Raw genomic sequence first — 12,213 nt, forward strand, 5'->3', positions numbered from 1 at the left:
AATATTTATACTAAACCGCTACATCATTATCACGAAGTGCATCATTTAAAGGTGTTTTTGTGACATTAAAACCTCAGCAGCATTAGTTTATTTTAATTTTTTGTTTAACCAATTTAAAATATAGGTTTGGGTTTTTGGTTTTGCCATTTCCAAACTTTGAAACGTTAAAAACAATTTGTTTTTATTTTTTTCAAACCAAAATAATTTGAGTTTAACTTTTAAGTGACTCTTATAAGACCTAAAATAAGTTAATTTGATATTTCTTCTGTAATGATACGTGTTGTTTTTAATTTCTAGATGGTCTGCTAACGAATATATCACAAATTGTTTTTTGTTCCTAAAACGATATTTTATGTTATCTGCTAAATCATTTTCTTTGAAATAATTGACTAAAACGGATTTCCTTACACTATAAGGGGCATGAAAGTGCCTAATGTATTTATTTGTTCCAGCTAATTTAGCTCCTTTTTGCTGAATGCCTTTAAAACTAGCTCCTTTTTTTATTTTGGATTTTCCGAGAAATGAAAGCACATTATGGTAGAACTTTCTGAGTTTTTTATCTTCATTAAATTTTTTCCAACGCCCTCTAATAATAGGGTATCCATTAATAAAGAAATCGCTGGGTTTTGTTTCTCTCATTAAAAAGAAGTCATCATTAAAAATCACAAAATGTTCAGATAAATCTGGAATTTTAAAAAACATGGTCTCTATAGAACAAGAGCAAAAACAAGGTAAATACTCTTCAAAACCTTTAAAAATAATTTTATGATCTATGAGTATTAAATTTATGTCTTTACTTTTAGCTAATGATGAAAGAGTATCAAATGATTCTGGTTTTTGATTATCTGTTACAAGAAATATGTTTCTAAAATAAGGGGCGAATTTTATAATGGACTTTATTGCTATATCAATTTCTCCAATCGAGTTAAAACGAACACTTTCTTTTTTTTTATTAAAATCTATTTTAATTTCTAAATGTTCATTTATTTTCTTTTGCCAATTTGTATCATTACCATCTACCCACGGAATTACTGCATCAATACAAATATCAAGAGATTGGTCTCGCATTTAATTAAATTTAAGAATAAATAAAACAGCAACTTCCCTATTAATTTGTAGCATAAGAAGTAATTTTTATACAGCCACATCGTTTTCACGAAGCGCATTGTTTAGAGAGGTTTTCTTATCGGTACTTTCTTTACGTTTTCCAATAATTAAAGCACATGGCACTTGGTATTCACCTGCAGCAAACTTTTTAGTATAACTTCCTGGTATTACTACCGAACGTGCTGGTACACGACCTTTCATTTCAATAGGTGTGTCGCCCGTTACGTCAATTATTTTAGTACTCATAGTTAAAACTACGTTGGCGCCTAAAACCGCTTCGGTTTCAACATGTACACCTTCAACAACAATACACCTAGAACCCACAAATACATTATCTTCAATAATTACAGGGGCAGCTTGTAAAGGTTCTAAAACGCCACCAATACCAACACCACCAGATAAATGTACGTTTTTACCAATTTGGGCACAACTTCCAACGGTAGCCCACGTATCAACCATAGTGCCTTCATCTACATAAGCACCAATGTTTACGTAACTTGGCATTAAAATAGTACCTGGAGATAAATACGAACCTTGTCTTGCAGAAGCACCTGGAACCACACGGACACCTTGTTCTTTGTAATTGGTTTTTAAAGGCATTTTATCGTGATATTCAAAAATACCTGCTTCTAAAGTTTCCATCTTTTGAATAGGGAAATATAAAACAACTGCCTTTTTTACCCATTCGTTAACTTGCCAGCCACCTTCAATAGGTTCAGCCACTCTTAATTTACCTTTGTCTAATAAATCGATAACCTGTCTGATGGCAGAAGTTGTTTTTTCTTCTTTTAAAAGCTCTCTATTCTCCCAAGCTTGTTCTATGGTTTGTCTTAATTCAGTCATTATATATTTAATTTTTGGCAAATATAATAGTATCCATTAAAAAAACAGGAACGAAACACCTATTAATATGGATTTTGAAAGAAATTAAAAGATGCCGTTAAACGACTTATTTTTAAAAAATAGTCTATCGGTTTCTCTTTTAAATAAAATAATTATCCGATGAAATGCATTTTTGGTGTATTTCGTCTTTTAAAATAAGCTTTTTATCTGTTTACCGATAAAAATTTGCCGCTCCACTACTAATCGAAAATACCCGTGTGTACAACTAATTTATTGTGTGCAAGCATTCATGTGCCTATATATTTGTCTCATCAAACAATAACAAACACATGAAAACAAATTTCTACATATTAATAATCTTCTTACTAACTTTCTCTTTTGGTAATGCACAAAGTTCTACTGAAACTGTAAAAGTTGAGATTAATAATACTGTTTCTGTTACTGAAGATACTAAAGAAGTAAGTGTTGAAAATGAAGCTATTTTAATTGAAGCTTCAGAAGTAAAAGAATCTATTGCTCGTAGTAATAGTGATATTAAACTTTACTTCAACCGTTTAAGAAATGTAGATAACTTAAACTTATTATTTCCAAAAATAAATAAAGCTGTAAAAGCTTAATATAAAAAAGAGTTCATATTCAAATATTTCACAAGGTTAAATTATTTAAAAGGCTTTCTTAAAAAGAGAGCCTTTTTTATTTTTATACTCTATTTTTGCAGAAAGAATAAATATGGCACGCATTTTAGCTATTGATTATGGTATGAAACGTACAGGTATTGCGGTAACCGATGCATTGCAGATTATCGCATCTGGACTTACCACAGTTAATACCAATGAATTGATTTCTTTTTTAAAAGATTACATAAGTAAAGAATCTGTTGAATTGTTTATAGTTGGCGAACCTAAGCAAATGGATAATACGGCATCTGAAAGTGAAGTGTTAATTGCGCCATTTTTAAAGAAGTTGAAGGAGCAGTTTCCAAGTATACCAGTAGAACGTGTTGATGAACGTTTTACTTCTAAAATGGCATTTCAGACCATGATTGATAGTGGGCTGAAAAAAAATCAGCGAAAGAATAAAGCACTGGTAGACGAGATTAGTGCTACTCTTATTTTACAAAGCTATTTGTATTCTAAATAAATTAGAATATTGCTAATTATTTTTATTATAAAATGTTTACTTTTACTACTGAATCCATAAAAATTATTATATGAAGCAATTTTACTTTTTATTATTTATTACGTTTTTCAGCGTTAACCAAATGAATGCTGAAGCTTGTCCTGCAGCAGGAACAACATCTTCTGGGGGCAATCAAATTATATTTTCACATGCTGCTGGAACATCTTCATGTGTGAATAGACCTGCCACAATTGAGATAAATGGAACAACAACATTTCAACTAGATCCTTTTTCTTGCTCGGAATCCATTTCGGTATATAACCGTATAAGTGGTCCCGCAATAGTAGGACAAGGTTTTTCGGTAACTAGTGGTTTTGATACGTCATGCTCGTATAGTGGAGGCACGTTGCCTGTTGTAGATTTTAAGTTTTTAAACGAACAACTTAAAGTTTATCCTAGTCCTTTAATAGAAGGGAATGACATAAAAGTAGCATTTGGTTTTAATGTAACCGCTAAAATAGACTTGTATAATGTTACAGGAAAATTAGTTCTAAGCGATAGTATTAATAATAAAAGTACTAAAAGCATCAATATATCAAGCTTTTCAAATGGCGTTTACATTGTTAGAATTAAAATAGATAATACTTCATTTTCTAGAAAAATTGTTATTTTAAAATAATAATTAAATCAATTAATAAAAAACGCCTTAGACATAAGGCGTTTTTTTTATGTGATTCTTTAACAAAGAATTTCTTTTAGTATTGTATTTTTGCAATCAATAACAGAAATTTTAACCATGATTTTACCCATTGTAGCCTATGGCGACCCTGTTTTGAAAAAAGTAGGCGTTGATATAGATAAAGACTATCCAGATTTAAAAGCATTATTAGATAATATGTTCGAAACCATGTATAATGCCAGTGGAGTTGGTTTAGCAGCACCTCAGATAGGATTAGCTATTCGATTGTTTATAGTGGATACTACGCCATTTTCAGATGATGAAGATTTAACCGATGAAGAACAAAAAGCTTTAAATGGCTTTAAGCGTGTTTTTATAAATGCAACCATTTTGAAAGAAGAAGGTGATGAGTGGGCGTTTAACGAAGGGTGTTTAAGCATTCCAGATGTTCGTGAAGATGTTTTTAGAAAACCAAAAGTAACTATTGAATACCTTGACGAAAATTTTGAATTACATACCGAAGTTTTTGATGGCTTAATAGCTAGGGTTATTCAGCATGAATACGACCATATTGAAGGTGTGCTGTTTACCGATAAACTATCCAGTTTAAAAAAACGTTTGATAAAAGGAAGACTTGGCAACATATCAAAAGGAAAGATAAATGTGGATTACCGCATGCGTTTTCCAGACCAAAAAAAGAAACGATAATATTTGCAAGACATCAATAAACAGTTGATATTTGCCCTTTTCAAAAAAATAATTTATGAGTTTAGAAAAAGTTATAGCTATTACAGGAAAACCAGGTTTATATAAATTGGTGGCCCAAACCCGAGGAGGTTTTGTGGCAGAATCGTTGATTGATAAAAAAAGATTATCTGTTAATATTCAACAAAATGTAAGTGTTTTAAGTGAAATAGCTATTTATACTTTAACGGAAGAAGTGCCTTTAAAAGACGTGTTTAAAAACATTAAGAAAAAGGAAAATGGCGGAGCAACTTCAGTAAAAGCTAAAGATAGTAAAGACAAACTAGAAGAGTACTTCTTTGAAGTTTTACCAGATTACGATGAAGACCGTGTGTATGCAAGCGACATCAAAAAGGTAATTCAATGGTATAACTTATTGTTGGAACACAATATGTTAGATTTAGAAGATGATTCTGATTCAAAGCCAAAAAAAGCTAAAAAAGAAGCAGTTAAAGACGAAGAAGAGTAGAAACCTTTTTTGTTTTGTTAGATATAAGGCATAATTTCGACATAGAAATTGTGCCTTTTTTAATTGATATATGATTGTCCATAATCAGTAATAATTCAGTTTCTATGTCAGGTCGAGCGCAGTCGAGACCTTATTGTTATTCTACTTAATAAGATAACCTCTAGACTGCGCTCGAGAAGACATTTGATTACGAATCATACCAGAAAATAGAATTAGTATAATGAATATAACAAAACCCAAATTAAAGAATATTGTTTTTTTTATTCTAGTAGCAGTTTTAATCATTCCTCAAACAAGAAAACCCATTCAAGTGTTATTACATAAAGCTATTGCGTTTGTAAGACCAGTGAGTGTAAACGACGAAAAACTCACTAAAATCAACAATTACATTTGGAAACTAACAGATAAAGACAATTCGATTTTTGATTTTGAAGACACCAAAGGAAAGGTTGTTTTAATCAATTTTTGGGCAACTTGGTGTCCGCCTTGTATTGCTGAAATGCCCAGTATACAAGCGCTTTACAACGATTACAGTGATAAAGTTCAGTTTCTTTTTGTTACTACCGATGGGTATAGTGAAGTAGATCCGTTTTTAGCTAAAAACAACTATACATTTAAAGTGTACAGGCCAGTAACCGACTATCCGGAATTCTTCAATATAACTACCATTCCAAGAACGTTTTTAATCGACAAAGAAGGAAACGTTATTATAGACGAAAGTGGTGCCGTAAATTGGAATAGCCATAAAGTAAGAAGCACCATTGATAATTTATTGAAATAATTAAAACCCATTGTGTTTTTGTCAGAATTCATTTTTCATTAATTTTAAAAACATTAAAAAATGAATGTTATGAAAATGGTAGTTTTAGATGGGTATACCCTAAACCCTGGCGATTTAACATGGGAAAGCCTTAAGCAAATTGGCGATTTAAAAGTTTATGATCGTACCGATTTCAATCCAAAAAAAGTTCTCGAAACCATTGGTGAAGCCGAAGTCATATTTACCAATAAAGTACCCATTCCAAAGGAAGTGCTTACCCAAGCTCCCAATCTTAAATATATAGGTGTTTTGGCAACGGGCTATAATATTATAGATGTTGAAGTTGCTCGTGATTTGAATATAGTGGTAACAAATGTTCCAAACTACGGAACAGCTGCTGTAGCGCAGTTTACCATGGGTTTGTTGTTGGAAATGTGTCATCACATAGGCGATCATAACAATGCGGTTAAAAAGGGAGAATGGACAAAATCATTAGATTTTTGCTTTTGGAATAAACCATTGATAGAGCTGGCAGGTAAAAATTTAGGCATTATAGGTTTTGGGCGTATTGGGCAAGCAACGGCTAAAATTGCGCAGACGTTTGGGTTGAATATTTTGGCATATAACAGAAGTAAAGATTTCTCATTGGAAACGAGTACTTGTCGATATGTTGAATTGGAGGAACTTTTTGAAAAATCAGATATTATTAGTTTACATTGTCCGTTGTTTGAAAGTACCGAAGGCATCATCAATAAACAGAATATTGCCAAAATGAAAGATGGTGTTATGATAATTAATACTGCAAGAGGTGGTTTAATTGTTGAAGAAGATTTAAAAGAAGCGCTTAATTCAGGTAAAGTAGCAGGTGCCGCCGTTGATGTGGTTTCATCGGAACCTATTCAGGAAAATAACCCACTATTAAAAGCAAAAAATTGTATTATAACACCTCATATTGCATGGGCTGCAAAAGAATCGCGGGCACGTTTATTACAATTTGTAGTTGATAATCTAAAAGCGTATTTAAGTGGAAACCCTGAAAATGTAATAAACGCTTAATTAGACTTTGGTTTTTCTATAGATTGTATAATGAAAAGATTCAAAAGAATAAGTGTGAAAGCATAAACTGTATCTTCTATAGGGATAGTGAACAATCTTAAGTTTAAATTTTCAGTATTATTATACCAAACCACTTCATTTTCAATAAAACTTCCTGTTAAAATACCATTTACTATAAAAAAAGGAATTAGCATGACTAAAAATGTTAGTAAATAAGATTGAAGAAGTTCTGGCTTTTTGTTAACCACTATAAGTGTCAATATAGTAGCCAAAGTAAAATTTATAAAGGTGTACCATTTGTCGTAATTATATATGGAAACCATAAAAAAACAAAGAATCAAAATATAGCTAGTTAGTCTTGTGGCGCCACGTGATAATTCTAGATTTGGAAAATAGTATAATAATGAATAATGTGTAAATACACAGGCATAGGGGATGCATATAAAAAACAGCCATTCTTCAATAGGTAAATTAAATAGTTTTGCACCTAAATAATAATCGGGGTTAAAGCCCCAAATTCCGTGTATAGTAAAGAATACATCCCAAGGAATAAAAATGAGCATACTAACTAAAATGCCCATGCCTAAAGATTTCCAATATTTATAGAATTTTAGTTTTGGATGAAAACTAAATATAAAAGGAACAGATAACGAGCCTAAATTTAAAAGTAGGTACAAATAGGTCATTTGTTGTTTTTGAAATATTTAAATGGCACAAACAGCATTCCAAAACATTCGCCATCTTCTTTTCCTAAATGTTTATGGTGCATTTTATGAGCGCGCCTAACACCTTTTGCATACCAATTATTGGCATTTCTAAATAATTTGAAACGTTGATGTATAAAAATATCGTGCACTAAAAAATAAGACAGTCCGTATGCAAAAATGCCAATACCAATAGGTAGGCCGGCCCAAAATATATCGTATTTCCAAAGTAAAAAGCAGCTAATACTAACTACGGCGTAAAAAACAAAAAAAGCATCGTTACGTTCAAACCAACTATCGTGGTCTTTTTTATGGTGGTCTTTGTGCAAACTCCATAAAAAACCGTGCATGACGTATTTATGGGTAAACCACGCCATAAATTCCATAATGCAATAAGTTGCTATAAAAAAGAGTATAAATAGTGCCGTTTGCATGCTATAAATTTACATTAAATTTAATTGATACTTTACGTAACTACGCATCAATAATTCTACTTTTTTAGGGTTTGAAACACGTATTCTGGCATTTCTTATTTGTAACGCAGGTGTTCTTTTTAGTTTTTTTAAGAGTTGTTTGTAATACCTGTAAGCCATAAAAACACCAAATTTTGCTTCAATAGGTAGCTTTTTAATACCACTCAAACCTTTCTCAAAATCTTGTTCAATATCATCAATAATTTGTTGTTTTGAGTTTTCATTTAAATTACTCAAATCCACATTAGGGAAGTAGCTTCTGTTCAATTCATCAAAATCTGCCTTCAAATCCCTTAAAAAGTTTACTTTTTGAAATGCAGAACCCAATGCCATAGCGGTTTCTTTTAATTCGTTGTATTTATCATTATCGCCTTTTACAAATACTTTTAAACACATAAGCCCAACCACATCGGCAGACCCGTAAATATAATTTTTGTATTCCTCATCAGTTAAATAGGTGGTTTTATGTAAATCCAATTGCATACTTTTCATAAAGGCATCAACTAAGCTCTTATCAATGTTGTATTTGTGATAGGTGTATTGAAATGAATTCAAAATAGGGTTTAGGCTTATTTTATCTTTTAAAGCACGTTCTAAATCTTCAGAAAATCTATAGAATAATTCTTCTTTATTGTAATCGTGAAAAGAATCTACAATTTCATCTGCAAACCTTACAAATCCATAAATATTATAAATGTCATTTCGTATCGATTTGTATAACATTTTAGTAGCTAATGAAAACGAGGTGCTATAAGTTTTGGTTACAATTTTACTGCAATTGTAAGATACTGTGTCGAATAATGCTTTCATAGGTTGTGATGTTTTAATACTAAATCGGCTACTAATTTTCCCGAAATTAAAGAAGGCGGAACCCCAGGTCCGGGAACAGTTAATTGTCCTGTAAAATATAAACCTTTAACTTTTTTGCTTTTTAATTTGGGTCTTAAAAAGGCGGTTTGTGTTAGCGTATTAGCCATTCCGTAGGCATTTCCTTTGTAGGAATTGTAATCTTTTACAAAATCGTTAATACAAAAGCTTTCCTTAAATATAACATGATTTTTTATATTTTGGGAGGTTATATTTTCAAAACGGTCTATAATTTTGTTAAAGTAGGTTTCGCGCAATTCGTGCGTGTCTTCCAAACCAGGAGCAAGTGGTATTAAAAAAATACCTGCCTCTTTGCCTTCAGGAGCTGTGCTATCATCTGTTTTACTGGGAAAACTAGCGTAAAACAATGGATTTTCTGGCCATTTTGGATTATCGTAAATAGCTTCGGCATGTATATCAAAATCAACATCAAAAAATAAGGTATGATGATTTACATTGATAAGTTTTTTATCAAAACCTACATAAAAAAGTAGGGAAGAAGGTGCAAAGGTTTTTTTGCTCCAATAAGTTTCGGAGTATTGTCTATACGGTTCATCTAGTAAATTTTCAGTGTGATGGTAATCTGCACCGCTTACTATAATGTCACTTTTATATATGGTTCCTTTTGAAATGATGCCTACTGCTTTACCATTATCTACGATAATTTTATCGACTGGGTTTTCTGTTTTTATGGTAACACCAAGTTCCTTTGCAAGATGTTCCATGGCTAGAATTACTTGGTACATGCCTTTTTTTGGGTGAAAGGTGCCAAGACCAAAATCGGCATAATTCATAAAACTATAAAAAGACGGGGTGTCACTTGGTTTTGCACCTAAAAATAGCACCGGAAACTCAAGAATTTTAACTAACCTTTCGTTTTTAAACTCTTTTCTAACATCTTTTTTTATAGTGCTAAAAAACTGATTTAGCTTGGCAATGGTTTTAGGGGTAACCAATTCCAAAGGTGAAACACCAGGGTTGTACACCAAATCTTTTATAGCTATATCGTAATTGCTTTTGGCTTTTTTGATAAAGGTGTCTAGTTTTTTAGAACTGCCAGTTTCTTCTTTTTCAAAAGCTATTTTTATTTTTTCCAATGTGTCTTCAATGGTTATGAAATCGTTTTTGCCAAAGTATACACTATATGCTGGATTTAATTTTTCTAAGGAATAATAATCGGAAGGTTTTTTATTGAAATCGGAAAAAAAACGTTCAAAAACATCGGGCATCCAGTACCAGGTTGGACCAATATCAAAGGTGAAGTCTTCTCTTTTTAATTGTCTGGCGCGACCACCAATGGTTTTGTTTTTTTCAAGTATGGTAACCTTGTACCCAGCTTTAGCTAAGTAGCATGAAGCTGATAACGATGAAAAACCTGAGCCTATTATAAGTATATCTTTTTTCATATTGTTTAACAAATATAGTTAAAGGTTAAACAATATAAAAGTATTTATAAATCTTTAACTAAATTTTCTATTGATTTGTAGATGGATATGTTTTTAGGAAGCTTATTGTTGCTATAATTTGTTAGTTTGTGCCCTAATAGAATTAATGAAGCGTGGTTGTTTTCCAAAAGTAAATTGTTGAATTCATCAAGATAAGCTGTGATTTTTTCTTCTTCAGGATAAATAGTGAAATAAGAGATAAACGAAATATCATTAAAAAAGTTAAATAAATCTTTCAAATTATTCATTGGAACGCTTTCCCCAAGGAATACGGTATGGTAGCCTTTGCTTCTTAGTTGGTAATTTATAAAAAGCAAGCCAATGTCATGTATTTCGTGTTCTGGTAAAAACAAAACATAGGTTTTGGTGTTTGGTTTGGGGGTTAGGTTTTGTGTGTTTTCAATGTTTAAAAGAATTTTTTGCTTGATAAGTACCGATATAAAATGTTCGTGTGCTGGCGTGATGGTGTTGGTTTGCCATAAAACCCCTATATGGTTTAGCAAAGGTAGGAATACAGTATAGAAAATGTCGCTAAATGTTTTGCTTTCAAGTAAGCTGTTGTATGTGGTATTAAAAAGCGTTTGGTTAAAATTGAACATGGCCAGTTTAAAAGTGTTCACAGCATGATCCTCCGTTTTTCCAATAGAAGCTATTTCCTTAACTTTCTCCGGAATATCTTCTTCTTTAAGTTCTGCAATTTTTGAAATTTTTAAACCATTGTTGTTTAAATATGAAATATTGAGCAGTTTTTGCAAACTCTCAATACTGTAGGTTCTAATATTGGTATCAGTCCTATTTGGTGAGAGTAAATTATAGCGTTTTTCCCAAATTCTTATGGTGTGCGCTTTAATTCCAGTAAGATTTTCAAGATCTTTAATGCTGAAGTTAACCTTAATATTGTTCATCAATAATTGATTATAGTTAAACAAAAGTACACTAATCAATTGATTAAATCAATTTTAAAAGGAATTTTTTAATGGATTTATGAATAAAAGTGCGCACGAGAAGACTCGAACTTCCACATCCTAAGCGAATACCAGCCCCTCAAGCTGGCGCGTCTACCAATTCCGCCACGTGCGCAATGAACGCCGTAAAAATAGAAAAAGTTAAGCAATTAAGCCTAACTTTTTCTATTGAGTTAAAAGGAGGTTTTAAAAATGTTTAATCTGTTTAAACTATATGTGCAATCACCTTAAAAATACTATCAAACTTAAATAAGTTCTTTCAATTTATTACAAGCAATTTCAGCAGTAATATCGCGTTGTGGCGACCCGAACATTTCATAGCCTACCATAAATTTTTTAACGCTTGCGCTTCTTAATAATGGTGGATAAAAACTCATGTGCCAATGCCAGTGGCTGTTGTCCTTTCCATTGGTGGGTGCTTGATGGATACCACTGGAGTAGGGGAATGAAGTGTTGAATAATTTATCGTAAGCTTTGGTCAATACCGAAATAGCTTGAGCAAAAAGGAACGATTCGTTATCTTTTAATTCAATAATGTTGGATTGATGTCTTTTAGGAACAATCATTGCTTCAAATGGCCATACGGCCCAAAAAGGCACAAGTACTACAAAGGCATCATTTTCAAAAATAATGCGTTCTTTTTTTGATAGTTCTTGTTTTAAATAATCCCCTAAAAGACTGCTTTTATTTTTATTATAATATGCTAACTGGTGTTTGTCTTTTTTGTCAACCTCATTGGGCAGACTTGTTTGGCTCCATATTTGTCCGTGTGGGTGCGGATTGCTACAACCCATAACGGCACCTTTATTTTCAAATATTTGAACGTAATTGATTAATTTGTTGGCAGCAAGTTCTTTGTATTCCCGTTGCCATGCGAAAACTACTTTTTCAATTTCTGAAGGTTGCATGTCCGCCAAACTTTTGGAGTGGTCCGGACTAAAACAAATGACTTTACAGATGCCCTGTTCGCTTTGCGCTAAAA

General features: G+C 31.9%; 15 protein-coding genes and 1 tRNA gene. 7 read left to right on the forward strand and 9 right to left on the reverse strand.

Annotation, left to right across the window (positions count from 1 at the left end; translation table 11 throughout):
• Window positions 1-87: 87 nt before the first annotated feature.
• A complete protein-coding gene (locus ACGK9U_RS11405; RefSeq protein ID WP_394466506.1) occupies window positions 88-1,068 on the reverse strand; it encodes a Stealth CR1 domain-containing protein in 981 nt (326 codons plus the stop codon).
• Window positions 1,069-1,134: 66 nt separating this feature from the next.
• Window positions 1,135-1,950, reverse strand: coding sequence for a 2,3,4,5-tetrahydropyridine-2,6-dicarboxylate N-succinyltransferase (locus ACGK9U_RS11410; RefSeq protein WP_394466507.1), 816 nt, complete (start codon window positions 1,948-1,950; stop codon window positions 1,135-1,137).
• 329 nt (window positions 1,951-2,279) lie between these two features.
• Between ACGK9U_RS11410 and ACGK9U_RS11415 the strand changes: the two genes are divergently transcribed.
• The 7 genes from ACGK9U_RS11415 (at window position 2,280) to ACGK9U_RS11445 (ending at window position 6,777) form a co-directional block, all read left to right on the forward strand.
• The gene (locus ACGK9U_RS11415; protein ID WP_394466508.1) at window positions 2,280-2,567 is read left to right on the forward strand and encodes a hypothetical protein; all 288 of its coding nucleotides are present in this window, start codon (window positions 2,280-2,282) and stop codon (window positions 2,565-2,567) included.
• Between the two features lie 112 nt (window positions 2,568-2,679).
• Complete coding sequence (gene ruvX / locus ACGK9U_RS11420; RefSeq protein WP_394466509.1) at window positions 2,680-3,090, forward strand: Holliday junction resolvase RuvX; 411 nt, start codon at window positions 2,680-2,682, stop codon at window positions 3,088-3,090.
• 70 nt (window positions 3,091-3,160) lie between these two features.
• Complete coding sequence (locus tag ACGK9U_RS11425) at window positions 3,161-3,748, forward strand: T9SS type A sorting domain-containing protein (protein WP_394466510.1); 588 nt, start codon at window positions 3,161-3,163, stop codon at window positions 3,746-3,748.
• A 117-nt stretch (window positions 3,749-3,865) separates the two neighbouring features.
• Complete coding sequence (gene def / locus ACGK9U_RS11430) at window positions 3,866-4,456, forward strand: peptide deformylase (protein ID WP_394466511.1); 591 nt, start codon at window positions 3,866-3,868, stop codon at window positions 4,454-4,456.
• Window positions 4,457-4,511: 55 nt separating this feature from the next.
• Entirely contained in the window at window positions 4,512-4,961 is a 450-nt protein-coding gene (locus ACGK9U_RS11435; RefSeq protein ID WP_394466512.1) for a DUF5606 domain-containing protein, read from the forward strand.
• Window positions 4,962-5,181: 220 nt separating this feature from the next.
• Window positions 5,182-5,742 (forward strand): TlpA family protein disulfide reductase, encoded by a 561-nt coding sequence (locus ACGK9U_RS11440; RefSeq protein WP_394466513.1) that lies wholly within the window; start codon window positions 5,182-5,184, stop codon window positions 5,740-5,742.
• Window positions 5,743-5,811: 69 nt separating this feature from the next.
• The gene (locus tag ACGK9U_RS11445) at window positions 5,812-6,777 is read left to right on the forward strand and encodes a D-2-hydroxyacid dehydrogenase (RefSeq protein ID WP_394466514.1); all 966 of its coding nucleotides are present in this window, start codon (window positions 5,812-5,814) and stop codon (window positions 6,775-6,777) included.
• Here the strand turns inward: ACGK9U_RS11445 and ACGK9U_RS11450 are convergent.
• The 7 genes from ACGK9U_RS11450 to galT form a co-directional block, all read right to left on the reverse strand.
• Window positions 6,774-7,463, reverse strand: a complete 690-nt coding sequence (locus ACGK9U_RS11450) for a lycopene cyclase domain-containing protein (RefSeq protein WP_394466515.1) — start codon at window positions 7,461-7,463, stop codon at window positions 6,774-6,776. The two genes, ACGK9U_RS11445 and ACGK9U_RS11450, sit on opposite strands and share 4 nt — an antisense overlap.
• Window positions 7,460-7,915, reverse strand: coding sequence for a sterol desaturase family protein (locus tag ACGK9U_RS11455; protein ID WP_394466516.1), 456 nt, complete (start codon window positions 7,913-7,915; stop codon window positions 7,460-7,462). Before ACGK9U_RS11455 ends, ACGK9U_RS11450 begins: the two co-directional genes overlap by 4 nt.
• A gap of 9 nt (window positions 7,916-7,924) precedes the next feature.
• Window positions 7,925-8,764: a phytoene/squalene synthase family protein gene (locus ACGK9U_RS11460; RefSeq protein WP_394466517.1), complete on the reverse strand. Its 840-nt coding sequence runs from the start codon at window positions 8,762-8,764 to the stop codon at window positions 7,925-7,927.
• Entirely contained in the window at window positions 8,761-10,227 is a 1,467-nt protein-coding gene (locus ACGK9U_RS11465; protein ID WP_394466518.1) for a phytoene desaturase family protein, read from the reverse strand. The genes ACGK9U_RS11460 and ACGK9U_RS11465 overlap by 4 nt, the downstream gene beginning before the upstream one ends.
• 44 nt (window positions 10,228-10,271) lie before the next feature.
• Window positions 10,272-11,171 carry a MerR family transcriptional regulator gene (locus ACGK9U_RS11470; protein WP_394466519.1) on the reverse strand — a complete coding sequence of 300 codons (900 nt, stop codon included), beginning with the start codon at window positions 11,169-11,171 and terminating at the stop codon, window positions 10,272-10,274.
• 90 nt (window positions 11,172-11,261) lie between these two features.
• Window positions 11,262-11,346, reverse strand: a tRNA-Leu gene (locus tag ACGK9U_RS11475).
• Between the two features lie 130 nt (window positions 11,347-11,476).
• Window positions 11,477-12,213: galactose-1-phosphate uridylyltransferase (gene galT, locus ACGK9U_RS11480; RefSeq protein WP_394466520.1), on the reverse strand; the 737-nt coding region annotated here is incomplete at its 5' end.

It is taken from the genome of Mariniflexile sp. HNIBRBA6329 (genome assembly GCF_043558645.1).
Lineage (GTDB): Bacteria > Bacteroidota > Bacteroidia > Flavobacteriales > Flavobacteriaceae > Mariniflexile.